General features: G+C 46.4%; 25 protein-coding genes. 3 read left to right on the forward strand and 22 right to left on the reverse strand.

Features of this window, described 5'->3' with window-relative positions:
• Positions 1–78 precede the first annotated feature (78 nt).
• The gene (locus tag Ga0451573_RS07290) at positions 79–675 is read left to right on the forward strand and encodes a hypothetical protein (protein ID WP_231683229.1); all 597 of its coding nucleotides are present in this window, start codon (positions 79–81) and stop codon (positions 673–675) included.
• A gap of 54 nt (positions 676–729) precedes the next feature.
• Here the strand turns inward: Ga0451573_RS07290 and Ga0451573_RS07295 are convergent, their stop codons facing one another.
• The 18 genes from Ga0451573_RS07295 to Ga0451573_RS20240 all read right to left on the reverse strand — a co-directional run bounded on the left by Ga0451573_RS07295 (position 730) and on the right by Ga0451573_RS20240 (position 18,338).
• Complete coding sequence (locus Ga0451573_RS07295) at positions 730–1,278, reverse strand: hypothetical protein (protein WP_231683230.1); 549 nt, start codon at positions 1,276–1,278, stop codon at positions 730–732.
• A gap of 24 nt (positions 1,279–1,302) precedes the next feature.
• On the reverse strand, positions 1,303–1,917 hold the full coding sequence (locus tag Ga0451573_RS07300; RefSeq protein WP_231683231.1) for a response regulator: 615 nt from the start codon (positions 1,915–1,917) through the stop codon (positions 1,303–1,305).
• On the reverse strand, positions 1,914–3,692 hold the full coding sequence (locus Ga0451573_RS07305; RefSeq protein ID WP_231683232.1) for a sensor histidine kinase: 1,779 nt from the start codon (positions 3,690–3,692) through the stop codon (positions 1,914–1,916). The genes Ga0451573_RS07300 and Ga0451573_RS07305 overlap by 4 nt, the downstream gene beginning before the upstream one ends.
• A 51-nt stretch (positions 3,693–3,743) precedes the next feature.
• Complete coding sequence (locus Ga0451573_RS07310) at positions 3,744–4,820, reverse strand: DUF5305 family protein (protein WP_231683233.1); 1,077 nt, start codon at positions 4,818–4,820, stop codon at positions 3,744–3,746.
• Positions 4,821–5,035: 215 nt separating this feature from the next.
• On the reverse strand, positions 5,036–5,473 hold the full coding sequence (locus tag Ga0451573_RS07315) for an S-layer homology domain-containing protein (protein WP_231683234.1): 438 nt from the start codon (positions 5,471–5,473) through the stop codon (positions 5,036–5,038).
• Between the two features lie 441 nt (positions 5,474–5,914).
• Complete coding sequence (locus Ga0451573_RS07320) at positions 5,915–6,460, reverse strand: DUF4352 domain-containing protein (RefSeq protein ID WP_231683235.1); 546 nt, start codon at positions 6,458–6,460, stop codon at positions 5,915–5,917.
• A 39-nt stretch (positions 6,461–6,499) separates the two neighbouring features.
• Positions 6,500–7,027 carry a hypothetical protein gene (locus Ga0451573_RS07325; RefSeq protein ID WP_231683236.1) on the reverse strand — a complete coding sequence of 176 codons (528 nt, stop codon included), beginning with the start codon at positions 7,025–7,027 and terminating at the stop codon, positions 6,500–6,502.
• A 49-nt stretch (positions 7,028–7,076) separates the two neighbouring features.
• Positions 7,077–7,745 carry a hypothetical protein gene (locus Ga0451573_RS07330; RefSeq protein WP_231683237.1) on the reverse strand — a complete coding sequence of 223 codons (669 nt, stop codon included), beginning with the start codon at positions 7,743–7,745 and terminating at the stop codon, positions 7,077–7,079.
• A gap of 18 nt (positions 7,746–7,763) precedes the next feature.
• Complete coding sequence (locus Ga0451573_RS07335) at positions 7,764–8,924, reverse strand: zinc ribbon domain-containing protein (RefSeq protein ID WP_231683238.1); 1,161 nt, start codon at positions 8,922–8,924, stop codon at positions 7,764–7,766.
• Complete coding sequence (locus Ga0451573_RS07340; RefSeq protein ID WP_231683239.1) at positions 8,925–9,836, reverse strand: hypothetical protein; 912 nt, start codon at positions 9,834–9,836, stop codon at positions 8,925–8,927. It abuts the gene before it with no gap.
• Positions 9,837–9,853: 17 nt separating this feature from the next.
• The gene (locus tag Ga0451573_RS07345; protein ID WP_231683240.1) at positions 9,854–13,531 is read right to left on the reverse strand and encodes a hypothetical protein; all 3,678 of its coding nucleotides are present in this window, start codon (positions 13,529–13,531) and stop codon (positions 9,854–9,856) included.
• Complete coding sequence (locus Ga0451573_RS07350) at positions 13,528–14,079, reverse strand: hypothetical protein (protein ID WP_231683241.1); 552 nt, start codon at positions 14,077–14,079, stop codon at positions 13,528–13,530. Before Ga0451573_RS07350 ends, Ga0451573_RS07345 begins: the two co-directional genes overlap by 4 nt.
• A gap of 12 nt (positions 14,080–14,091) precedes the next feature.
• The gene (locus Ga0451573_RS07355) at positions 14,092–14,643 is read right to left on the reverse strand and encodes a hypothetical protein (RefSeq protein ID WP_231683242.1); all 552 of its coding nucleotides are present in this window, start codon (positions 14,641–14,643) and stop codon (positions 14,092–14,094) included.
• An 18-nt stretch (positions 14,644–14,661) separates the two neighbouring features.
• A complete protein-coding gene (locus Ga0451573_RS07360) occupies positions 14,662–15,276 on the reverse strand; it encodes a hypothetical protein (RefSeq protein ID WP_231683243.1) in 615 nt (204 codons plus the stop codon).
• A gap of 54 nt (positions 15,277–15,330) precedes the next feature.
• Positions 15,331–15,963 (reverse strand): hypothetical protein, encoded by a 633-nt coding sequence (locus tag Ga0451573_RS07365; protein ID WP_231683244.1) that lies wholly within the window; start codon positions 15,961–15,963, stop codon positions 15,331–15,333.
• Positions 15,960–16,517: a hypothetical protein gene (locus Ga0451573_RS07370; protein ID WP_231683245.1), complete on the reverse strand. Its 558-nt coding sequence runs from the start codon at positions 16,515–16,517 to the stop codon at positions 15,960–15,962. The genes Ga0451573_RS07365 and Ga0451573_RS07370 overlap by 4 nt, the downstream gene beginning before the upstream one ends.
• Before the next feature lie 247 nt (positions 16,518–16,764).
• Positions 16,765–18,216 carry a LuxR C-terminal-related transcriptional regulator gene (locus Ga0451573_RS07375; protein WP_231683246.1) on the reverse strand — a complete coding sequence of 484 codons (1,452 nt, stop codon included), beginning with the start codon at positions 18,214–18,216 and terminating at the stop codon, positions 16,765–16,767.
• Between the two features lie 65 nt (positions 18,217–18,281).
• Positions 18,282–18,338 (reverse strand): hypothetical protein, encoded by a 57-nt coding sequence (locus Ga0451573_RS20240; RefSeq protein WP_353740066.1) that lies wholly within the window; start codon positions 18,336–18,338, stop codon positions 18,282–18,284.
• A gap of 269 nt (positions 18,339–18,607) precedes the next feature.
• On the opposite strand from Ga0451573_RS20240, the gene Ga0451573_RS07380 reads away from it, so the two are divergent.
• Positions 18,608–19,750 carry a tetratricopeptide repeat-containing glycosyltransferase gene (locus tag Ga0451573_RS07380; RefSeq protein ID WP_331459392.1) on the forward strand — a complete coding sequence of 381 codons (1,143 nt, stop codon included), beginning with the start codon at positions 18,608–18,610 and terminating at the stop codon, positions 19,748–19,750.
• A gap of 4 nt (positions 19,751–19,754) precedes the next feature.
• Positions 19,755–20,906, forward strand: coding sequence for a tetratricopeptide repeat-containing glycosyltransferase (locus Ga0451573_RS07385; protein ID WP_231683247.1), 1,152 nt, complete (start codon positions 19,755–19,757; stop codon positions 20,904–20,906).
• A gap of 137 nt (positions 20,907–21,043) precedes the next feature.
• On the opposite strand, the gene Ga0451573_RS07390 is transcribed toward Ga0451573_RS07385, so the two are convergent.
• The 4 genes from Ga0451573_RS07390 to Ga0451573_RS07405 all read right to left on the reverse strand — a co-directional run bounded on the left by Ga0451573_RS07390 (position 21,044) and on the right by Ga0451573_RS07405 (position 24,278).
• On the reverse strand, positions 21,044–21,547 hold the full coding sequence (locus Ga0451573_RS07390; protein WP_231683248.1) for a complement C1q domain-containing protein: 504 nt from the start codon (positions 21,545–21,547) through the stop codon (positions 21,044–21,046).
• A gap of 47 nt (positions 21,548–21,594) precedes the next feature.
• Positions 21,595–22,506: a hypothetical protein gene (locus Ga0451573_RS07395; protein ID WP_231683249.1), complete on the reverse strand. Its 912-nt coding sequence runs from the start codon at positions 22,504–22,506 to the stop codon at positions 21,595–21,597.
• 215 nt (positions 22,507–22,721) lie between these two features.
• Positions 22,722–22,943: a hypothetical protein gene (locus Ga0451573_RS07400; RefSeq protein WP_269438148.1), complete on the reverse strand. Its 222-nt coding sequence runs from the start codon at positions 22,941–22,943 to the stop codon at positions 22,722–22,724.
• 318 nt (positions 22,944–23,261) lie between these two features.
• On the reverse strand, positions 23,262–24,278 hold the full coding sequence (locus Ga0451573_RS07405; RefSeq protein WP_231683250.1) for a collagen-like domain-containing protein: 1,017 nt from the start codon (positions 24,276–24,278) through the stop codon (positions 23,262–23,264).
• Positions 24,279–24,559: the final 281 nt, after the last annotated feature.

Consider the following 24,559-nt stretch of genomic DNA (forward strand, 5'->3'; position numbering starts at 1 on the left):
TTCAGCGCAATGTATCTAAGTCACAGCTAACCTACAATTAATATTGAAAGCAATATATTACAAAGGGAGGAAATAAAAGTGAGAAAAAGTTTAATTGTAGTTGTTGCTCTGTTGGCTGTAGCAAGTTTGATGGCTGCCATGGCATATAACTCAGCAACTGTAACCAATGCCGCCCAGTTAAAAGTGGTCAGCACTAACCAGTCGCTGTTGACCCTGGAGCCTAATCCGCCTTGGGATTGGATTGACAAAGTCGGCCGCAAGGACTTTACTACAACAATAAAAGATGGTGAATTGTTCTTCGAGTTCGGAAAAGGCGTTGAGCGTGATGGGACCACCGCCAGATTCTACGGTCTCCAGCCCAACAGCGAATACCAGTGGAATCCTCTGTTTACCATGCGTAACAAGTCAGCAGAAACCATTCAGGTTACCCTTGAAGCCACAGGTGAATACGCAGAATTTATCACCTTCGGCATCTGCGGACAATCTAATTATAATAACCCGACATGGGGAACTCAGGGAGAACCTCTGAATATAGGCAACGTTCCCAAGGAAAGTAATTCGGGAATGCAAAACATCCGTAACATATGTGTAAAAATCAATGTTCCCAGCGGACATGAATTATCACCGGATGCTCTTCTTGGCAGCATTATCGTTAAAGCTGTAGCTGTTCCTTAAAATTAAATAATTCAAACATACAAACCGGCCTGCATTGGCCGGTTTGTTTTTATCTTAATCCTCAGTTCCTGGTTCCTTTCCTCCATCAGTAGTTTCTGCGTATCCACCAATTGCAATTTCCCCGGTCAGGCTATCCCTGATGATTGCACTTCCGCCTTCCCACTTGGCTCTAAGAGTAACATTAATTCCATGGAAAATGTTACTACCAATCATTTGATCTTTAACAGTTACGGGAAATTCTTTAGTTTCATTTGGCATCAAAATAACCGGGCCCGGATCCTCAAGTTCGCAAGCAGACACGTGTTCCAGACCCAGGTCATTGTCACGGCTGCCCTCTTCAAAATCGATAAGAACCTCTACCGGCCTGTACATATTATTCGTAACCTTAAAAAAAGGAGGTTCTCCTTTAAAATCTGATGTTGTGGACGGCTCCCTGCCCTGGCTGAAGCTTGTAGCAATCAACGACTGTTCCGGTTTAGTCACCTTAAATAAAACCAAATTATTAATGCAGGCTTTTGAGTAAGCAAAAGTTCCAGTACCATAAGCAGTTCCTAATCCAAGTCCTATCACCAGCAGAAAGAAAACTTCTTTACGAAATTTCAACACCATCCACCCCCTTTTTCTGTTCTATTCAATGAAGTAGTTAGCTGCGAACAACGCCGCCTGGGTTCGGTCCGCTAAATCCAGCTTGTCTAAAATCTGACTGACATGTTTCTTTACAGTATGTTCGGTAACAAAAATCTTTTCAGCAATTTCCCGGTTGTTCATCCCTTTTCCCAAGTGGTTTAAAACCTCCCGTTCTCTGGGGGTCAGCTCACCTAAAGGGTCTTTCAGGCCATAGGACATAAAAGCCCCCACAATCTCAGGGTCAAAAAACTTACGCCCCTCTCCAACAGCCCTCAAAGCGGCTAAAAATTCCTCCGGTGCGGCATCTTTTGAAATATACCCATCGACTGACATCTCTCCGGCTTTCCGGAAATCTTCAAGATTATTTGAAGACGTTAGTACGACGAACTTGCAATTTACACCTTCCAATTTTATTTTGGTGATGACATCCAACCCATTCTCGTTACCTAGTCTTAGGTCCATAATTATAACTTCAGGCTTCTTTTCAACCGCTAACCGTACTGCCGTTTCACCATTATCAGCCTGCCCCACAACTTCAAAGCCTTCATCTGTTGTGAGGACCGCTGCCAATCCTTTGCGAACTAAAGGATGATCATCAATAAAGATTACTCTCAACAGTAACCCCCCCTGACATCAAAAACACCTTCTCCTCCCAGGGGAATCCTGCAGATTACCTCTGTTCCTCCAGTAAGCCCAGGGCCAACCTGAAAATAGCCATTTATTCCCCTTATCAGCCTTTCCATATTTTTAAGTCCCAACCCTTTATCAAGGGTACTGCCTGCTGCAAAGTCAAAACCAACCCCATCATCAAAAACCGTCAGCTGTGTTAATGACTGCATAATATTCAAATCAACCTTAATCGAGGAGCATTTAGCATGTTTTATCGCATTACCGGTCGCCTCTCGGATTACCCGGTAAAACACCATCCTAATTTCAGAGTTCAATAACTCCTCCTGACCGGTTGCCTCAAAGTAGACCTTTATACTGTTCAGCCGGGCCAATTCGGTTAAATATGTACTAATACTCTTAAAAAAAACTACCTTCCCGTTTTTCCGGGAACTTAGCCGGTATATCGATTCCCTTAGCTCTTTGGATGCTTTACCCGCACTTTTCTGCATAAATTTCAACTGTTCCTTTAAATCTGCAGGAGTCATCCTTTCACATTCGCCGGCCAGAGAATGCAGGGCAAAAGATATGCTGAATAACCGCTGAGAAACAGTATCATGAATCTCATCCGCTATCCGGTTCTGTTCCTCATTAAGGATTAACTTATCCGCTATTTCCTCAAGTCTCATTCGTTCAAAAATTACTGTACTCAGCTTTGCCAGGTATATAAGTCTCTGCTTTAACGATATATTTTCAACACCGTTTGGAACGCTGTCGACCAAAGCTGCCAACACTCCATAATCCTTGGCAGCTGATTTCAAAGAAACACAAATCAATTCCTTTCCGGCGGTCTCTATTTTTATTCGGGCTGCCGGTTCTGGATCAAGTTGGAGCCTGCTCCTTAAATCATAGAGCTTTTCGATGATTTCGTTCTGAACAGCCTTTTCCGATCCCGAAGAAAATTTGGTTGAATTCTGTTTGTCATTACCATCTTTGCCTTCCCATAAACATAAACATGTTGGAATTCCCCCGGTGAGAATTGAGCCGTAACGCACAAAAATTTCCACAAGTTCTTCTCTGTCGTCATGACTGCAGAACGCCTCCACTGACTGGTAGAGAGCATTTACATGCTTCATATACTCTTCATTAATATGATAGGCTTTAGCGAGCTTCCGGTTGGTTTCCAGCAGCTCATGTTTTTGGTCGTTAAGTTTATTAGCCTGGAGTTTAAGGCAGGAAATGAAACGACTGTATAATTGAAAAGTCAAGGTAATCAGCATAAACACCATAATAGTATTTGTATGAACGAGGACCGAATTCCTAACAATTTCAGAGTTAAAGCCCTCTTTATAAGAGTAAATAAAAAATGAAACACCCAGATAAAAAATCGTATTCAGCCAGCAGGCATAAAACGGGAGAAAACTGGCAGCAGCAAGCACCGGGTTGAGGGCATACCAGATAAAAGGACTCTGCAACCCTCCTGTAGGTATAAGAAGAAAGGCAATACCTACAGTCTCAACAACAACCACCGGAATCATGCTTAGTCTTGAATTTCCGGCATTCTCGAAAAGCTTCACCATTGGTGTAATTGATGCTAATAGTGCTAAAACCACGCCGATTTTGAAAATATAGGGGGATTCAGGAGGCCCCATCAGATAAAAAGCCGATGTGATAAACCATGAGCCATAGCGATAGACAAGGAGGATATAATACAAATCACTGCCTTTTATTCTCAGTTTGTCCCTCAACAGAGCCGCATAAGCTGAGCAGGCCTTCTTTTTCATTCTATGTTCCTCCCGAGCTCAATTGGAATGCATTGGCCGGTCATTTAACTCCTACCCTTCATGCCGAACCGGTTCAAAAATATACATGATGTTTGAGTCCATAACACAATATACCGTCGCGGCATAAGCAGTTTCCAGACCTTCCGGTATACATATCAGAGGTTTATCGTGTTCATCGGCAATCTTTAACAAATCGTTTATGCCCCCGACTTTTATTACGGTATCCTTATTTCCCAATATACTGCCTGAATCGGCAAAAACCATTCGGCTGCCATATTTAAGCTTTATCCTTTCATCCTCCCGGATTTCCGTTTGTACTGTGTTGAATACCCGCCGATGATAAATTAATCCGGTAAGAATTACAATAACTAAACAGGAAAACAGATACCGGGCAAATACAACAGGCAGAGTCAGAAAGCCAACGCCAACCCGATTTAATTTTTCCTGTGTTCCTTCAATCGGATTCTCCTGTTCCTGTAATGAATTACTCGTTGTAGTAATCTGAGTCTTTGATAGATTAAATGTATACTCGGGAGAAAAATCAAGGTTAATCTTGCTTTTAGAAGTTCTCGCCATTACCACCGGGATAACAGAAAGAGTATAATTCCCGCCTAATACCTGAGTCTCCTTTTCCACTTGGTCAATAAACGAGATAAATTTATTGACATCTATGGAGTAAATCTCCTCCAGAACAGTAGCTGATGTAATTTTATCAAACTTAAACTTGCGTTCCGGCATCAGAAGGAAATCCTTCGACCACAGTTCATCTGCCCGCAGTCTTAGAATTATCCTGCTCTCTCCCTCAATGGAAATAGGAGTATCTGATGTAATACGTATGGCAGCTTTAGCTTTAATTGAACTAATAATCCTTGTGAAAAGGTTTTTCGGATCTTTAATTTTTTCTCCCTGAGGAAACAAAACAGAGGGTCTGGCCTCAGCAAAACAGCTAAAATCCGCTATATATTTAACCTTATGAGTAATAACTGTTTCTTTACTTTTTACAGGAGTAGAAAAAGCCAGGTATGTAAATATCAAACTAATTAGAAACATTCCTAAAATAATTACAGGAATAATTCTATACTTGCCTATCCGTCCCCATATGCTTTGTTCCATTTCTGTTTGTGTCAAGACAAATTTCCTTCTTCCCATGCGTTTTACAAATTTAATCATGAGGATACCCTGACCCTATTGCAGTTCTTAAACCATTTTAACATTGAATAACACTATTTAACATCACCCCTTAGGGGTGATGTTTGATAAAAAAACACCGGGGCCTCTCCCGGTGTTTTGCCTGCACCGCTCCATTCCGAGTCCATACAAAAGCGGCAAAGGTCTGAATCTTTCTAAATGAAACCAGCTTCTATTAGCATTTTTCTGATCATCACGGCTACTCGCAGATCCCGGATCAGCATGGCTGCCGCCTCTTCGTTGGTAACCTTGGCATTAGGCCGGAACGTGCCGTCGGTGTATCCTGTAATTATCCCGTATTCTTCCGCAGCGGCGACGGCTGCCTCATGCCAAGCGCCTGATGGCACATCACTGAACTTGGCATTTTTTACGTTGGGCTGGAGGGCCAAAGCCCGCACCAGAATCGCGGCAAATTCGGCCCGCGTTATCTCTTTGTCCGGGGCAAAGATGTCTTGGGTCTTTCCACTAATGATCAGCTTGCTGGCCAGGATGTTGATGTCATCCTGAGCCCAGTGTCCGGCAGTATCGGCAAACGATTTTTTGTTTTCGATAACGGTATACAGACTAGCTCTCAGGTTTTGGATTATGGCCATTGCATTTTCGTGTAATTGCTGACTAATCGTGGTTGGTAACGGAATAATAACACCGATGCAAAAGATGTCCGGTTGGTCCAGGTCCGCCCGTCCGGCGAGGTCAGAACTAAACCTTTATTACCCACCGCTGCGAAGATGCCATTGCCGTAAGTTACCCCATAGAGTCTGTAATGGTTGTATACTGGCCTTTCAGTCCATGTAACACCATCAGATGAGGTAAGCATCAGGCTCTGATCACTGCCGCCCACGGCTAAGAATCCATCTAGTACTTGTCGGAGATCCCAAACGCTTACATTCAACATGAAATGGTATTTCGTAATCACTGGCGCAGATAGCAAAAGGGTTAGTGAGTTTACAAGTAAAGGCCATTAAAAAACTCTTCAGCTCCCCAGACCTTGTAATGTGTATATTTATGGGGAACAAAACTAAGAGAACATTCTATTATTTGTCAAATTCAAATCTCAATGCCGTCTGGTAGTTTTTTAGGTAGTGAAGCTCAATATGGCTCATTTCGACAGGCATCGCATAAACCAGACTTCCTTCAAAGCTCTCTCCCGGCGCCATGCTCGCAGCGCCAAAGGTATCCGGATCGGTTTTCACGCCGGTAGTTCTCGCATAGGCTTCCCGTGCTCCGCTATCACCCACCACATATTGAAAATCGTCCGCTCCGATACTTTGTTCTTCCTTGGATATGTTAGTGACCTTAAAGGACACGATCACGTACTCTCGGCCTTCGGGGGGGCTGTTAATCCACTCCGCCGCCTTTTCTGCCTTTGTAACGGCGATTTCCAGCTCGTCCGTACCGCCCGGCTCGCCAATCTGATATGCCCGCTCCTCTGTTTGTACGGCTGCGGGAGACTGGCTTTGGGTATCTGCGCCTTTTTCCGCAGCCTTTTCATCACAACCGGCTAATAGGAAAAGAATAAGAAAAAGGCTTAAAACATAGCTCCATCCTTTTCTGTTGCTTTGTTTCCATAAATTCATCATAAATCAAATCCTTTCTGCGGCGTGTGCCGCCGGTGAGAGCTACTTTTTAAAATACAGGCGCTGTCCCTCTTCGTATAGAAGCTTTTCTCCGTCCAGTTCTCTGAACTTAAAAATCAGATGAATCCCCTGCTCGCCAAGCTTGCCAAGCAAGGTGGATTCCCCCGAATCCGCTATGGTGCTATTATCTATGGTTGCGTAATAATACCAATCGTATGGGTTTTCATATGCAGCCTTGCTGTTTGTAACGTCATATGTGCCCGTAAAGGTGGCATCAATATACCCTCCGTCTTGCCGATAAACTCCGGAAAAGCTGTTTCCAGCGTCAAAGGTAAAGGAATAATCCGCCGATTCGGAATTCGTATAGACCAGGCTGCCATCTTGCTCATATCCGGCGTAAAGACTCCATGTCCCGCTGATGACTTCATCAAGGGTTGGTATAGTTTCGCTTGATGCTGCCTTATCCGCAGGCGCGGAAGCAGGACTTGTCTTATTCCCGTTTTCATTGCATCCGCTTATCAATCCCGTACAAACGAGGACCATTAAAAGAACAATGAATATTTTTTTCATGCCTATCAGCCGCCTTTCAAATGTTTTACTGGGTACAAAACAATGGGCTTTACCTCTGTACCCCTTTAATACGGAAGTACAAAATGCCGATATTGCCATCCGCCTTGGTGGCTTCACCCTTATCCACGTACAGCGGAACATAAAGCAATTCCTCAGGCACGCCGATAAATTCATATTTAAACCCGCCTCCAGCGCTAATGTACTCCATACGAACCGTTTTATTTTTAACAACGTGATCTCCATACTCTCGAACATATATGCCGTCTTTATATAATGTTGGATTGCCGTAAGTGCTGGTATCGGCGTGGAACAGATCTTCGCCCTTCTTCCCATCATATTTGAGGGTAATATTGGATTTGATGTTGCATTTTTCGCCCGTTTCGGGGACCAACTCCAGGTCAAGCGATATATTCGCACTTTTGCCTCTTTCCAGGGTAATATCGCCGCTTTGCGGTATCGGTTCATAGTAGGTCCTGTAATAAAACACCGGTTGAAGATGGATGGCAGCCGGCTGCTTCTCCATCATCGCATTCATCAAAGTATTTCCTTCGTTGTAGCTCTTTTCCCTTTCCAGGCCGTAGGCTGCATAAGGATCTTGCATCGAGCCGCTGCCGCTTGTTTCCTTATTATCATCGCCGCAGCCCGTAAATGCACCCATCATCAGCACAGCCAGCAATAGGCACAAAACCTTTTTCATCATACTCTCTGCCTTTTTCATGCTTATCCCTCTTTCACCCTATTTTAATTTTGTCCCGCAGTTGCCGCAAAAGCCTGCTTCGGCAAGGATCTTCGAGCCGCAGTTAGCGCAAAATTTTCTGACCGGAGGCGCGGGGGCAGTCGACGGTGAAGGCGGCACGGGTGAAGGCGCGGCGCCGGGTTCTACTCTATCGGGATCTGCATCTTTGGCGAAAGCCCTTCCGAGCAATTCGTCAAGCTTGAAGGTAAGCTGCTCCATGGTATAAACCTGGTGGTTGACCATTGCTTTGGCTTTGTCGGTATTTTCCAGACGTGTAAAATGGTTGCCCAGGATTGTGGGGGTAATGAAAAGCCTTTCGGCTGTCTTAAAGCCTTCCGGCCCCGCCACGTTGATTTCCATGCCGCAAGAGGTAAACCAGGAGCGGAAGAATTCCACCCCCATGATTTGCCCGGCTTCCCCGAAGACCAGCACATTCTCACCTGAAGCCAGCTTTCCTTCCGTAAAGAAGTCGTGTTGCAGCAAAACAGCAATGTTCTGGGGATCAATATCTGTTTGATACTGTTCCACCCCCGGCGTCACCGCCAGAAAAGCCGGCAGCAGCCAGCGGACATCCATGCTTTTCAGGGAATCGGCCATGCTCTGGAGAAACTCCGGGACTTTTACATAGGCCCTATCCGTAAAGACGTGACTCAGCATATTCTGATAAGAGGTCCGCCGGAAGGAATCAACGGCATGGAGTACGAACAGAAACTCCTCCAGACTGACCTTGGGAGGAATATAGTTCGCGGCAGGCGCGTCGCTATCACCGGCAAAACCTTTCACCCACTCATTCAGCCATGCCCCGGCATTCTCGAATACGGAAAGAGTAAGGCTGCCTTCCGCTCTTTGCTCTGTGGTGACAACAGATTCTCCTTCGCTTTTCCTTCGATGCAGTCTGATTTCTGTGAGGCCCTGGGCACCGGCGACTCGGACTACTATGTATAAATCCGGCTGAGTGGCGATACGCATTGCCCGCAGGAATTCCCGGTCGGTCAAAAGCTCACCGTACAGAGCTGTTAAATCCCTGTTGGACTCCACGGACGGGGCAGCCTTATAGAAGGCAGACCCGCTATTGGGCACAAGCCCTGTATCCCCGGCCAGGATAGAGCCTATATCGTCTTGCTCTATGTTAAAACGCATTGGTTCTCTAACTTTATCCATTTATTCCTCACCCCTCTCAATTTCCTCAACCAGCTTTTGGAAGTGTATCGGATCAAAATCCGGATCATCCGGCTCAAGGGTTTCATAGTCCTCCTCATCCTCCCAGACCTTACCGTCCCGGATAAATTTCAGCCTGCGGCTGCCCGGCAGGTCCAGGTACGGGCAGCTGGAGATATGACCGTGGAGGGTCAGACTTGCATCACCGGGGGCGATCCAAAGGAGCTTGCCTGCTTTAATCCAGGACGCCAGGTCAAAGTCATATTCACTTGCATCGGGAGTGAGGGTGACATACTGCCCGGGGGTCCAAAGCTCCGGGATAATGCTCCCCGTTTCCCAATAACGCTTGGTGCCCCAGTCGTTGACCCTCTTCTCTCCATAGAGCATGGGGTCGGCGTAGTAAACAATGGGATAGGCGGTATGGGGGCCAATTTTAAAGGAGGAGAGCACCGCCTTGACCTGGACAAATTCCAATAGCCTGGGCAAGACAAAGGGCACGTCAGGCCCCGGACTGCATAGGAAGGGAGCCCTTTCCGGCTCGCCGCCAAGCTTCAGCGCCCCGTCCAGGGCGAAATAGGTGGCGAGCAGCTGATTTTCCGGCCGCTTGGGTGCGTCAAAATTCCACCACAGGCCGTCCAGGCCCAAATCGTCGATAGCCAAAGAGAACTTCTCTCCCGTAAAGGGGCAGCGTGACAGGTCCCGCACCGGCAGCCCCTCCAGGTAACGCCGGAGCAGTTCCTGAATCTCTTTTGCCATACCAGCTAATTGAGCCTCCATGTCCTTTTGCTCTGGGCTTTGCTTCCCTGCTTCCACAAATGTTTCCAGCTCTCCGGCCAGTTCATCGTAACTCTGGGCCTGGGGCAGCAAGAGTCCCAGAATTTCCGCTTTTTCCTGTTTATTCAATATTTTAGGCATAACTCGCTTTCCACCTCCTATCTCACATATTTTTCCGCAGTTGGTTCTGCCATAGGATTATAAGACGTAACCCCTTTATTTTCATTCATCGCAGCTTCAATCAGTTTTTCCTTGGCCTTCTCAGAGTACTCTATGCCATCCTTGGTCCAGGAGATGACATCCTCGTGCATGACATTGGAGCCGCCCTTTTTCACGGCAAAACCTTTGTTCTGGGTGAGGTGGTCCAACACTTGCTTTTTGAGCTTGGGGCTGACCGGCGTGCCGTCGAAATTAACGACATCATAGATATCAACGTCCCCGGTGATGAATTTGCCGTCTTTGTTAAGGACACGTCCCTTTACCACCTTATATTCGCCGCTGGCTTCCAGCTTTTTCATCTTGTCAGCCAGATTATTAAACTCTCTCCTTCTATCAACATACTTTTCAACCAATTTCTGCTGAGTTTCCGGGGAGAGGTTTTTCATAACCTCCTTAGGCGGCAGCTTGGGCTTATAATAACCTACCAGACCATCACTATCTTTCGGTCCTCCCAACAATTCATCCAGTTTATCAAGGGTTTTGGCCTTCATATCCATTCTTTTAGGAACCGCTTTTCCCGAATTAATCCACTTGTCTGCGGTGGCCGTGGTAGGTCTGGCCTTGATCTGGACCCCGAAATCATCTGCTGTGTTCTGGATGATCTTTCGGGAGGTTTGGGTGACCCCTGCCACATTGGGCGGTCTTTTTACAGTGGCATAGCTGGGACCTGTTTTGACGGCCAGCGAGGGTTTGATGCCTTTGGGAAGGGGTACCTTAACCGCCAGCCTTTTGCCGCCCGCACCCAGTACATCGTCCACCATTCCGGCCAGCTTGCCGGCGCTGCCCTTTATGGCTGTTCCCGCCTGCCCCGCCGTACCTATGGTGACCCCCAGCTTCATAGTACCCGCAAAGGTATGTTTGAGCCGGTCAATCAGGGAAAGGTTGGGATCCAGGGATTTTTCAAAATCTGAGATGCCCACTGTATCTTTAGCCCATTCCCAGGCTTTTTTCGGGTCGGTTACGATATCAACCACGGCTTTGCCTGTTTCCATCACTCCCTTAACCACAATCCAGGGTTTGTTATAGATCTCCTTAGCTGTGCCAACCACCTTTTCTTTGGCAGCGCCAAGGGTATCTTTTACTCCTTCATAAGATTCGCGTACATTAGCGAGCGCTTTCTTCTGGTCTATAAACAGATCTCTTACCGTCATTTTCGCGGCTTCACCGGCAATAGCCAACCCTTCTTTGGCCTCTTTGCCCAAGACTTTGGCCGTATCCACGACTTCGTCGCCGGCATTTCTTACCGAATCGCCTATAATCCGCCCCCAGCCGGATAGCTTTTGGGCGTGCTCCTGTTGCCACTCTAGGGATTCCTGCTCCCTGGCCAGTTGCTCACGCCGGCGCTGGTCAATTTCTTTTTGAATGGCCTCGAATTCGGACTGGTGTTTCTTCTCAATCTCGTCCAAGGCCTGTTGCATAGCGGTTTGGCCGGTTTTCTCCAATTCCTCGTTGTGTTTTATATAATTATCAAAATCTTTGGTCTGCTTTGGTAAGTTCTTCTGATGGGCCTCCAGGTCAAAGGGATTACCCGTTTCGGCATTGACCCACCCGCCGGTGGCGGGATCCCTGACAATCAGGGTCTGGGCGCCCCGGGCTGAAGTCTGCACCACCATGGATTCAGGCTCTGCCGGCGCCGCGGGTTCAGGCGCAGTTTGCGGCTGCTCCGGCTGCCCATAAGAAGTCTGATCCGGCGTCTCTTCCGGAACATCAGGCTTACCGAAGGATAAATCTTCTTCCGTTCCGTAATCCTGGCCATCATAGCCTTCATCGCCGTCAAAGGCACTTTCTTTAGGCGCAGCATAATCAGCCCCGCCGGGGCGCTCGTTGTCACCGACGGAAAAAGCGTCTTCCGGATCACCGCCGCTGGCCCCCAGCGCATCAGCCACGGTTTTCCAGGCCCGTTTTTCTTCCTCGCTGACAAGTCCCTGACCAAATGACTGGTTGGCTTCTTTCATTGCCTGCTCACCTACGGAGAGAGTGGACACAAGCTCCTTGGGCCGCAAAAGCCCCTGTAATACACTCACCACCAGGCCAACCAGCGGTGGAAAGAGCATCCCCGCCGCAGCCTGGGCCGGACTGTCCGGACCAGGAATATTCCCCGCGCCAAAATTATTGGCGATAGCCGCCATTACAAAAGGCGGCAGGTCCTTTTTGACCCTGTTGCCCCTTAGAGACAGGGAATAGGTATTTTCATCCGCGCCTTTATCCTTGGTGGCCGCCCGGGAATAAAAGCCCTGGCCGGCCATGCTGATGGCAATTCTGCCGTTAGGCTCTTTTTTAAGCGTGACTTCCGCTTTGGCCGCAATATTGGCGTTGTAGGGAAGCTTGGTCAGATCCGCCGCAAAGTTGAAAACCGCCACAGCCTGATTCTCTTCCCGTTCCAACACTGTGCAGTTTTGTGAAAAGGGCATACCCTCGTATTGGCCGATGAGTTCGATCACGCTGCCCTTGTCAAGGACAGTCAGTTCATAGTCCTCCAGGGAAAAACTGCTCTCCTTTCCACTGACCGGACCCATTAAGGTGTGGGTTTTATAGAGGTCCAGCCAAATCTTATAGGTTCCCGTAAAACTTGCAGGCGGAACCGCGGGGACAGATATGCCCACATAAAAAACCGACTCTCCCTTTTCGTCAAAATCCAGGGCTTCCGGAGCGCCCATATCAATGGTGTAAGCTCCTGCAGGCAGGGTGATTCCGGGTTTTGCCACCCACAGGGTATTAGCTGCGCCGCCTTGACTGGCACCCTGAGCGCTATAGGAGGCCACAGCCTTTTTATTTTTATCCATTATCCTGATAATGCCTGGTTCGGCGCCCTCCCCGTTATTCCAGGTGCTGAGAATAATCTCATCGATCATATATTCTCCGTCCAGGTTAAACGCAGGCGTCACATACTTCCGAGGGGCTTTCTGCCATGCGGGCTCCCCTTCTTCGCCGTCACCCTCTAAATACTGCTCGTATATGGAATAAATTTCCTCATTCCCCAAGCCGGCAAAAGCTTCTTCAGCCTCCCCAGGTTCATCACTTTGCCAGGCCCATTCCTGCAACTCTTTCAGGTATCTTTGATAAGCCGCGTAGTTGTATCCCTTAACGAGAAAAGCGTCCACCGGCAGCTTTTCTCCGTCCAGATAAAGAGTATACTCGCCTTTTGGCAGGACAGTGTTATCAAGGGGGGTAAAGGCATAAGAGGTATTCCTTCCCCGGGCAGCAGCTTGCTGGGCCTTAATATCGACGTCACCCTCCACGATTCCTCCGGTAAATTCCTGATTGGCTGCAAAGCCCTGATACACATTACCCCGGCTGTCCCGGATCGTCAGCGTTACCTCGCCGGCTTCCATACCCGCGTAGGGAATATAAATGCCGGTAAGCAGAAGCTTTTGGGACAGGGCAAAGGCCAGTTCCGGTTTTTCCGCCTCGCTTATGTAACTGCCTTTATAACCAACCACCAGATGGGCCTCATCATCATAGGAGATATGTGTCGCATACCAGTTCCCTTTTTTAGCAGCCACCTTTTCATAGGGCTCCGCCGGCGGCGGACTGTCCCCGGCAGCCAGTGCGGTCAAGGGCAGCAGGTATATAAAGATGAGGCACAGCAGCAATATTTCAACCCACAGCTTTCTCATAATCCGCCACCTCCCGCGATTGAGCGCACCAGGTTGACTCCGCCCTCCAGATAAGAGGGAACTATGTTCAGGTAGGAAAAAGATAGGGTCCAAAGTAAGGAAAAAACAAAGGAGACCCCTGCTGTGGCAATGGTGTTTTTAATCCCCGGCTTGCCCAGCATTTTGCCCATTTCGATGCTCGAAGCCGTTCCCACGGCCATGATCCCCGCGGAGATGAAGGGGATGGTCATGGACCATCCGAGGTAAAAGACGGCGATTAATAATATTAGGGTGAAAGGAGTCAAGAACAGCATCCCGTTGTCCACGGCATAACGAATGGCTTCTTTCCCGTTTTCTTTTTTGAATTGGCCGTTAAACATGCCCAGGAAGCCTTTCAGAAACACCCGGAATAACCCTCCGAAGATAAGCCCCCAAAGAATGCCGAATCCAATGTTGATAGGATTGAAGAGATCCAGGGGGTTGGCCAGGGCGCCTATTCCTATGGCCATGAAGCACAATCTTCTGACCAAACTCCTGAATGCTCTCCCTTTTTGCAGATCCATTTCCACTTGCCTCGCCTCCTATAGATTGCCAAAAATAGACCAGGATATTAAGACCGCCGCGCCCACTGCCGTGGCCAAGGGGACGCTTAAGGCATTTTTCCCGCCGGTGAGCTCCCGGATGGTAAACATCATCGGGCCGATGGCCCACAACACGCCGGTAACGCCAAAGGCCACCGAGGTCTTCCAGCCCAGCGCAAGAGAAAAAACAATGCCCAGCAGGCCATATATTAAGGCTCCGCTGTAGCTCAGGCAAAAGGCCGAAATAGCCTGCATCAGGCTTTTGTCCGTTCTTGCGGCTTTCAGGATCAGCCACATGACCGCCCCGAGCAGCGGAATCATCACAAGGCCGTAAGCGACGCCCGCCCCGGCGGAGATAAGGACAAAGTCCATCTCTTTCTGACCTGTTTTATACAGGTCCAGCCCCGTCTGTACAAAGAACAGACAGAAGGCCAGAGCCGACACCCCGGCGGATAAATACCACTTATTCGAAAACGCGCCCCGCAGCGCCCCGGCGGGATTGATCATCATACCGACTATGGTCCTAAACAGCGAGGGTTTTGTTTGTTCCATGGTGACACCTACCTTTCGTTACAGCTTTACGCCGGTAATTTGGCAGAGAATCAGGCCCGAATTGCCCGCTTTGCCTTTTTGCCCCAGCACGAAGACTAAGTAAGGTTCGTCGGGAATGCCGGGCACACTCACTTTGGCGATCTGGTAAATACTCTCGCCTTTAAAGCTGGTTTCTCCCTGGACATTATCCGGAGCACCCGCCCGCTGGTGGACCATTTTAGAAGCCACTTCGTTGTAAACCTGAAAAATCGTCCCGTCTTCAGCTAGGTTAAAGGTAATATCCACCCTGGCGGTAACATAGCCCGTGCTCTTCCGGCGATTATCCTGCGAATACACGATCGCTTCATCAATAGTAATCGTCTCTTTATCACCTTTGGCCATGGTAATTTCCGGCATTTCCAACGGTACGCCTTCGGGCTTAACGGCCTTCAACAGGAAGGGTTGGAAAGCGATGGCCTTTGGCGGCTTATTATACATGGCCTCACTCAGGCCCCCCTCGCCTTTCTTCAGCCCGTATGCCTCATAGGGGTCCTTAAAATCACCGGTTGCCGCTGCATTGTCAGCATCTTTGCAGCCGCTCATCCCGAACGCCAGCAGTAAAGCCAGCAACAAAACAAAAAACCTCTTCATCAAATATCAGCCTCCTCTTTATTGAACGGGACTCCATTCAGTTGGAAATTATGATGTCTATTTCAGCAGCGGGCATTTGCAACGGAAGCAATAGTCGTCGCTTATGTCGCAAAGTGTACCGCAGGCGTTGCACGGAATGAATCTGTCTCCGCTTTTGTCATGCTTTTCGTAGGATTTTAGTCCGGCGTGGTGCCGTATACGGTCGCCGATACGGTAATAGTTATACAGGGTATCGTTGTCGCGGGATCTGATGGTGTACCGCTTTCCCTGGTCGCTGCGTATTATGACCGAATATTCCAGATAGTCCTCGTAGCGGACGTCGTCGTCCCCAAAGGTTTGCCTTTCGGTCTTCTTTTTGATCTTTTTATCCTCCACCGTTCCGTCCCATGTCTTGCTCCGGTTTCTGCCCAATATCTGAAACAGCGCAATCAGCAAAAACATGCCGCCAATCCCGAACCCGATATAGAGCGATTCAGGGTTATCCATTTCCGAACCGACCTCGCCGGCGATATAAAAACCGGCGACGGCACCAACAGCCAGAATAATGGAGAATATGGCTGACCAGCGGTTGGTGTTTTTGATGTATTTGCCAAAGGCCGGATCGTTGATCCGTGGCGAGAATCCGCGTAGATTGGCTGGCTGTGGCGTGCTTTGAGGCGTCTGGCTCTGCTTGCTGCCGAATTTCATCATTGCTTCCTCCCTGATACAAATGTCGGTGTGATTCCGGTTTCATAGCGGAATCTTTCGGAGATTTCATCCATCGTCGCAGGATCAATCGGCGCTCGCAGAAGTCGAGTATTTTGCATCCATTTTTCCGTGCCATAGGTGAAGGAGATGAAATCATCTCCTATCTCCACGGCCTTCAGCCGAATGCCGTCCTGGTTGAATTTGATGATTTTCGTATCAAGCAGAATACCGAAATAAGAGACAAAAACCTCAATATTTTCGATATCCTCATTTTCGATATCCTCCGGTTGCGCCGCTTCACCGGGTATGTCGCTGACGACGGCGGTGCGTATGTGCAGGATTGGATTTTCCGCGATGAGCCGCGCTATCTTCATTTTCCTGCACTCACGTATCCAGAAGCCTGCCGAAATTGCACTGGCAATCATTACGCTTGTCAAGAATATCTGCGCCTGCAATTCAGATGTTGCTCCCCCGAAAACGAGAAGCATAACACCTAGCAATATGCCAAAGCCGGTGAAAGCTGCGAAAGCAATGTTTCTTCGTCTGATTGCTTTCAAACTTACTCCTCCTTTTCCGGCAGCATTTAATCCATTAAAAAGGCTTAGCTTCGCTAAACGCCTTTAACCTGCTATCGGCGAAGCTTAGCCTTTTTTATGCAGATAGGATAAAATTTATACTTTCCTATCTGCCAAGAACAGCATAGCAGCGCACAAACAAAAAAACATCACCCGAACCGGGTAGTTTGCACGAAAAAGCCCCTACCTTTTTCGGGTAGGGGCTGAATTAATATGATTTTCAGGGGTGTTATTGCAACGGAGCCGTGTCCTCTTTTTTCAGTACGATATCAATAAGCTCCGCGCGGCTTTTTATACCGAATTTGGAATAGATGTTTTTCACATAATACTTGACGGTATTTTCGCTGATAAAAAGCTCGCCGGCAATTGTCCTGTAGGTTTTTCCCTGCAGCAGCAGGGAGGCGACCTGGCTTTCGCGTTCCGATAAATTTCCGAACCTTGCGGCGCTGTCGACCTGATTGGTTTGTTCTTGCGCGGACATTTCGGAAAACACCGAGAGATACGCATGGTCTTTGAGCAGGAAGGAAAGCTGCTTATGCAGAGGAGGCAGAAGGGTCAGCGTCACACAAACCACTGCCAGCGCCAGAAGGGTGGGATTCAGACTATGTATATTCACAGATGTGACAGCATTGCCGATCAGCCCGCCCAGCAGCACGCCCAGTACATTGGCGGAGAGGCCTATACCAAGAATTTTTGCGGGGTTTTTATGGAAGTCCAGCATTTCGCCGAGTATGCTCCACCAAAACAGGTCATACACCCCGAAGGCACCGAGCATCAGCGTATTCACCACAAGATAGCTGACCGTCGAGCGGTCAAGACTCACGAAGCCGATAAAAGAAATCCCAATCATTGCTATGGCTACATAAAGGATATAAGCCCGGTTTATTCGCCGGGGCAGATTCCTCATGACAAAAAGCGCAGCGATATAAGGAATAGCCCAATACCAACTTGTCAGCACTTCAAGATGCGCAAAGGCAGGATTGATCACCTGATACATCAAGCCTGAGTTGATGGTGATAATTACAATAAAAAGGCATAAAAAAACGAGAAGCTTCGCAATGCTCATAGGGCTTTCCTTCTGCTCGGAGGCAGCGGAGGAAGCGGCGTCATGATCCACCGGAAGCTTCAAGGCGAACGCGAACGCGCCCAATAACATAATCATGGAAAATGCCAGTCCCACATGCGGCGATATATGAATGGCCGTCATATTGAGCAATATCATGAGGACATTGGATAAGATCAGCAAATCCGCAACCGTTTTGATTCGCTCGTTTTTCGGCGTACCGCTTTTCAGGTAAAACGCCCAAGCTGCCACGCAGCCTCCGGCCAGAAACGAGCCCGCGATGATTCCAGCAGTCCAAAAAATAGACGGAGGAAAGAAAAAAGCCACAGAAACAAGGATAAAAAATAGATAGGAACATAAAAACAATCGTTTCGCGGCTCTCTTTGTTTTTATAAACAACCCGCACAGTAATAATCCGGCAAAAATAGCTGCAACTCCACAGAAAACCATACCGACAGGGTCAATTTTAAAGGCATTAGTAAGGGAATATAATATTTGGCCTTCGAAAAGAAATGCCAGCATCCATGACGAAAACAACGAATGGAAAACGATGGACAGACTACGTTCGTTCATCTTTTTTATATATAAAGCACTGCGCTGCCCGCGGTCATTTGCCATATATTTGCCTCCATTTCGACCTCTATTGCACTTTTTTCTAATTATACTTCCTGTTTAAAAAAATTTCAATGATAAGAAATGACCCCATCTATCGAGTAAATCAATCGATGTTCGTCGGTAATCCTCCTGCTCCAGAACCCAGATAGTTGTGGAGCTGTGCCGCAAACGTTACCGGGTGTAACTTATCTCTTTCGGTTACAATCCAATGAAATAGTCCATCCATTTCTGCCTTTATCCGTTTTGTTTCTGTTACATATGGTTCTCACTAGGTATCAAGGACTGTAATTATTTCATAAAATAAATATAGAGTAAATTGCACTTGAAAAATATATTCTTCATAATGTTTTAATCTATTCGTTTATATTCTTCTGATGCGTGAGAGGATTATAAGTTGCAAAAAAATGTGTCGACACGCAGCGACAGAATGGAGCTTAGTTTGAATAAATATAAAATATGTGTTTATGCAATATGCAAAAACGAAGAACAATTTGTTGACCGTTGGATGGCTGCTGTTAATGAAGCTGATATGGTTATTGTCACCGATACCGGATCTACCGATTCCACTGTTGAAAAGCTTCGAGCCAGAGGTGCAGTAGTATATACAGAAAAAATACAGCCTTGGAGGTTTGATGTTGCCAGAAACATTGCCATGAACCATATTCCAGAAGACGTGGATATTTGTGTGTCCAATGACCTTGACGAAGTTTTCGAAGCTGGTTGGCGGCAAAAAATTGAAGCGGTGTGGGAACCAAATTGCACACGTGCCAGATACCTTTTTACATGGAGTTATCATGAAGATGGCACGCCAAACAAGCAATTTCCGATGGAGAAAATTCATTGCCGCAAGGGATTCAGTTGGGTACATCCTGTACACGAGGTCCTTGAATACAATGGAACTGATAAGGACCATACGGTTTGGGTTCCGGGTATGGTTTTAAATCACTATCCCGATTTATCAAAATCAAGAAGCCAATACCTACCGTTGTTGAAGTTATCCGTCCAGGAAAACCCTGATGATGATAGGAGTATGTTTTGGCTCGGAAGAGAATACATGTACTATGAGAAATATGATGAGAGTATTTCTACTCTAAAAAGATACTTAAATATGCCAACTGCTACATGGAATGAAGAAAGATGCGCAGCAATGAGATTTATTGCTAAAGGCTATGAAAAAAAAGGCGATTTACACAAGTCTCGAATGTGGCTTTATAAGGCCATTGCTGAATGCCCACATGTTCGTGAGCCATATCTCAATATGGCTCAGCTTGGATATTTGGAAAACGATTGGCCACTTGTAAACCTTATGACAAATGAGGCGCTAAAAATCAATACCAAAACAGGAAGCTATCTTCTAGAGCTGAAGTCTTGGGATTATACCCTATATGACCTTGCCGCAATTAGCAATTATAGACTTGGATTGTACGAAAAGTCATATGAGTATGCAAAAAAAGCTTGTAAAATGGCGCCAGACGATGAGCGTTTAAAAAACAATCTCTATTTAATAAGTCTTAAAGCGAAAGAAGCTTTGGGGTGATAATTTGAATAAGTATAAAGTATGTGTCTATGCCATCTGCAAAAACGAGGCACAGTTTGTTGATAGATGGATAAACTCTATGAATGAGGCAGATCTTATTGTAGTGACTGATACCGGTTCTGATGATGACACTGTGGAAAGACTTCGCGCAAAAGGTGCTATTGTATATGTAAATGAAGTAAAACCTTGGCGGTTTGATGTTGCAAGAAATATTTCGCTGGATCATGTGCCTAAAGATATTGATATTTGTGTATGTACTGACTTAGATGAGCTTTTTGAAAAGGGATGGAGAAAATGTCTTGAGAACGTCTGGACGCCAGACACAAAAATGGCTAATTATTTATACAACTGGAGCTTAAAAGAGGATGGAACACCCGAAGTACAATTCAACTATTTTAAGGTTCATTCGAGGTATGATTACAAATGGAATTATCCGATACATGAATGTCTAAAATATTTAGGAAAACCTCCTGAAAAAAAAGTATTTGCTACAGGCATGGTACTCAATCATTATCCAGACAATACCAAGTCAAGAGGTTCATATCTGCCGTTGTTAGAAATGGCTGTGGAGGAATCCCCCGAAGATGACCGTGTTACTTATTATCTGGGTCGTGAGTACATGTATAAGGGAATGTGGACAAAATGTATTGAAACTCTAAAAAGGCATTTATCCCTGAAATCATCTGTATGGAAAGAGGAACGCTGTGCTTCAATGAGATGGATTGCAAAATCATACTTTGAGCTCTCAAATTATACTGAGGCATATAGCTGGTATTTCAGGGCTGTCGCAGAGTGCCCGCATATGAGAGAACCATATATAGAATGCGCGAAAATGGCGTATAACTTAAAAAATTGGGAAATGGTGTTTTATATGGTGGAGCAAGCCTTAAAAATAAAGCAAAAATCTTCGACATATATTAATATGGGTTATTGTTGGGATCATACGCCAGATGATTTGAAAGCTATAAGTTGTTATTGGCTTGGCATGTATGAAAGATCTCTTAATCACGCAAAAGCAGCACTTTCATTTAGCCCCAAAGATAAGCGACTAATTAATAATTTATTAATAATAGAGAAAAAATGTAAGAATTTGTTCATACATCCACTTTGCACTAGAACCGATTTAAATTTAACACCCTCACTCCACTCTTCATAGTGGAATGAGGGTGTTTTAAGCATCGCTATTATTAGCAGCTAACGTTTATGATTTGTTCCAGCAAGTTGAATAAACTCAGCGGCATACGGATTGTTAGGTTCAACCATACCTGTTGGACCAGTATCTCCAGGCTCTTTCTAAGATACCTCTGTTATAACGATATTAGCTTGAATGAGCGTTGTTGCAAAACCAACAGTATCAGTAGTGTTGTTAACAAGTGTAATAGTTGATGATACGGTACTTACTGTAATTAGGGCACTTCCAACAACCTGCCCTGTAACTAATGGTGATGAACCCGTTACACTTCCTCCGCCATTTAAGTTTATCGCAAAGTTAACGGTTGCAGGTCCTGCTGTACCATCTGTGGCAACCCACCATGATACATAATAGTTTCCCAAAGCGGTTACAGTAAACTCTCCTGTTCCTGTATTGTAGCTTATAGCAGCACTTTGATTATTTATTACTGTATCAAATATTACATTTTCTCCATTAACAATAGTTCCTCCACTACTGCCAACGAGTTGTGCTTGAATACCCCCTAATAGGACTGCTGGGCCTGTAGCTCCAGCTGGGCCGGTATCACCTGTGGCTCCGGTTGGACCAGTGGGTTCTCTTGAATATTTATGGATATTTATGGACATTTATGGATATTTATGGACATATATCTATAGTTCCTTGTTCAAACCTTTTATATCAGCGGCAGCCAAAAACAGCTTTCTAAAGGCAAGACAGGTGCCGGTGTTATTGTTGTCCTATATCCTACTATAAAACTGATTGGATTTGTTGCTGATGCCCAGCCTACATCAAAAAACTCGTTGACAATGGTATTGTTGGAGCTAAAAACAGAGGTACTTCCAACAGAACTTGAATCAATTCCAATCAGCCCTTTGCCGTCCGTATTTTGAACACTGTTTCCTATAACCTCAATAAACTTGAATATATCAAGGTCTGCATTAAACAGCAAGACTGGTGCGTTATCATCATTTATAGTGGTATTGTTATTGATATACAATTCAAAATCCATTCCGACAAATTCTTCGATTAACAAAAGGTGCCTTAAAGTAAATGGAGAAGTCAATTGAGTATTATTGCTAATTATCAGCTTGCCTTGAAGGGTGCCCAAATTGACAGTAATATTGGTAATAATTATAAAACTGCATCTTACTGCTCCTGAGTCGGATACAAAGGTATTATTATCGATAATACTTACTCCTGATGTGGAAGATATCAGGATATAACGGTAATTGTTATTGGATGCAGCTAGAGGTGCGTAGTTGAATGTGCAATTGGTTATTTGAAACTCAGTTGCCTTAATTCCTATTCCGAACTCGCATACTGAAATTTCACAGTTATTAATATAGATACCTGCAGCCGCCAGATTATTAATATTAATTACAGTTTCTGTCGATAGTACGGATGGAAAGTTCTGAACTATCTTCATATCCTGAATAACAACATCAGAAACTGTTATATTGAACATGTTGACTACTGCGGGTGTTGTAGTAATAACTGTAGTAGCTGCTGAACCTTGACCTTCAATTGTAACAGATTTATTAACATTGATTGTTGATGTAATTATAAAAGTTTCTGCATCGAGCAACAATCTGTCTCCATTGTTCGCAGCTATAATGGCATCCTGTATAGTAGTGAAGGGCTGGGTGGAACCTACAAGCAGTGTGTTTCCTGTTGGAGGCGGAACTGGCCTTATATCTGGCGGAACTGGTTGTTCAAGCTTTAAGAAGGTTTCTCCAGTAGTTAGATCAATATAGATATCTCCAGTTTCTCCTACAGCACAAGTAGGGGCACCAACTCCAGTTAAAACAATAGTACCTGTGGCTCCGGTTGGGCCAGTATCACCTGTAGCTCCGGTTGGTCCGGTATCACCTGTGGCTCCAGTTGGTCCGGTATCACCGGTGGCTCCAGCTGGGCCAGCAGGACCAGTATCGCCAGTCGGGCCTGTTGGGCCAGTCGGACCTGTTGGGCCAGTCGGACCTGTTGGGCCAGTCGGACCAGTATGACATTTCTTGTCGTCATCATCGTAAAAATAGTCTACATCATCAATCTCTTCTCCGTAGTAACCATGCTCTTTGAAGTAATCATTATCGTCGTCATTGTGGAAATCTTTTCTAAAATGTTTTTTTTCTCTTCATTCAAGGGCATTCGTTCCCCCTTTACGAGTTTGTTTTATAGTGTTCCTTCTATATACATGATACATGGGTTATTCTATACCCTATGCCTAAAAAAGGAGTTCACATTTGTCAACTCCTTTTAGGATTGAAGGGAGGGATATTACTGAACTCATTCAGCGGTTTTTCGTACCCGAAACGCGGTTCAAGTATGCCATTCTACTTTCTTCTATGCGATTTGCATGATAACAAGGTGCGCTGAAACAGGCTCTGTTCCTCCAGCGAGAGGAGTGATGGTTAGTGCTGTGGATTCGCTAACCGGATTTCGTACAGTGAGGATTGAATTGATGACTGTCGTTTGCACAAGAGCCATTCCTACTAACTGAGAAGTACCTGTTGCTCGCCCGACCACAGTATAGGCTAATTCAACGGCTCCCCCTCCAGAATCGAGAGTTAACACCAGTTGACCTGCTTCGTCGACACTCACCTGAAATAATACCTGATAAGTGCCAATTGCAGACAAGTTAAATGTGCTGGGACCAGTACGGACAATAGCAGCCCCACTAGTAGGTCCATCCTGCGGAAAGTCTACGTCTGTACCAGGAGCAACTGTTGCTGCATTATCAGGTGGCATCAACGCATAAAAATCTGCAAAGTTTAATACTCCTCCAGTTGGGCCGGTATCACCGGTGGCTCCGGTTGGGCCGGTATCACCTGTAGGTCCGATTGGTCCAGTATCGCCTGTGGCTCCGGTTGGGCCAGTATCGCCTGTTACTCCAGCTGGACCAATATCGCCTGTGTCGCCAGTCGGGCCAGCAGGACCTGTGTCGCCAGTCGGGCCTGTTGGGCCAGTGTCGCCTGTAGCTCCGGTTGGGCCGGTATCGCCTGTGGCTCCAACTGGGCCTATATCACCTGTAGGTCCGATTGGGCCGGTATCACCGGTGGCTCCGGTTGGGCCAGTATCGCCTGTGGCTCCGGTTGGGCCAGTATCGCCTGTTACTCCAGCTGGACCGATATCGCCTGTGTCGCCAGTCGGGCCAGCAGGACCTGTGTCGCCAGTCGGGCCTGTTGGGCCAGTATCGCCAGTCGGGCAAGTTGGGCAAGTTGGACACTTCTTATCGTCATCATCGCAAAAATCGTCTACATCATCAATCTCTTCCTCGTAGTAACTATGCTCTTTGAAGTAATCATTATCGTCGTCATTGGGGAAATCTTCTCTAAAATATTTTTTTCCCTCTTCATGCATAGGGCATTCGTTACCTCCTTTACTAGTTTCTTAATGTAGTGTTCCTTCTATAATACTATGTTTCGTAAACATAAACTGATACAACTTATACCCACAGATTCACTGTTTCCTTCTTCGGATAAGTCCCTTCCCATGCTTGGGCGCACAAAAACGGCAAGAGTCGTTCGACTCTTGCCCGTTCTAATAATCATTTTGGTGGAGACAAGCGGGATCGAACCGCTGACCTCTTGGATGCCATTCAAGCGCTCTCGCGACATGTGCAATTTACGCACCCTTAAATT

The sequence above is a fragment of the Phosphitispora fastidiosa genome (assembly GCF_019008365.1).
Taxonomy (GTDB): Bacteria; Bacillota; Thermincolia; order Thermincolales; family UBA2595; genus Phosphitispora; species Phosphitispora fastidiosa.

Coding starts and splice junctions, on each gene's coding strand:
- Ga0451573_RS07305 (WP_231683232.1), bottom strand. CDS start 3,692: ATGAAAAAGAAGGCCTGCTCAGCTTATGCGGCTCTGTTGAGGGACAAA.
- Ga0451573_RS07315 (WP_231683234.1), bottom strand. CDS start 5,473: ATGGCCATAATCCAAAACCTGAGAGCTAGTCTGTATACCGTTATCGAA.
- Ga0451573_RS07320 (WP_231683235.1), bottom strand. CDS start 6,460: ATGATGAATTTATGGAAACAAAGCAACAGAAAAGGATGGAGCTATGTT.
- Ga0451573_RS07325 (WP_231683236.1), bottom strand. CDS start 7,027: ATGAAAAAAATATTCATTGTTCTTTTAATGGTCCTCGTTTGTACGGGA.
- Ga0451573_RS07330 (WP_231683237.1), bottom strand. CDS start 7,745: ATGAAAAAGGCAGAGAGTATGATGAAAAAGGTTTTGTGCCTATTGCTG.
- Ga0451573_RS07335 (WP_231683238.1), bottom strand. CDS start 8,924: ATGGATAAAGTTAGAGAACCAATGCGTTTTAACATAGAGCAAGACGAT.
- Ga0451573_RS07340 (WP_231683239.1), bottom strand. CDS start 9,836: ATGCCTAAAATATTGAATAAACAGGAAAAAGCGGAAATTCTGGGACTC.
- Ga0451573_RS07345 (WP_231683240.1), bottom strand. CDS start 13,531: ATGAGAAAGCTGTGGGTTGAAATATTGCTGCTGTGCCTCATCTTTATA.
- Ga0451573_RS07355 (WP_231683242.1), bottom strand. CDS start 14,643: ATGGAACAAACAAAACCCTCGCTGTTTAGGACCATAGTCGGTATGATG.
- Ga0451573_RS07365 (WP_231683244.1), bottom strand. CDS start 15,963: ATGATGAAATTCGGCAGCAAGCAGAGCCAGACGCCTCAAAGCACGCCA.
- Ga0451573_RS07375 (WP_231683246.1), bottom strand. CDS start 18,216: ATGGCAAATGACCGCGGGCAGCGCAGTGCTTTATATATAAAAAAGATG.
- Ga0451573_RS07390 (WP_231683248.1), bottom strand. CDS start 21,547: ATGTCCATAAATATCCATAAATATTCAAGAGAACCCACTGGTCCAACC.
- Ga0451573_RS07400 (WP_269438148.1), bottom strand. CDS start 22,943: ATGATGACGACAAGAAATGTCATACTGGTCCGACTGGCCCAACAGGTC.
- Ga0451573_RS07405 (WP_231683250.1), bottom strand. CDS start 24,278: ATGCATGAAGAGGGAAAAAAATATTTTAGAGAAGATTTCCCCAATGAC.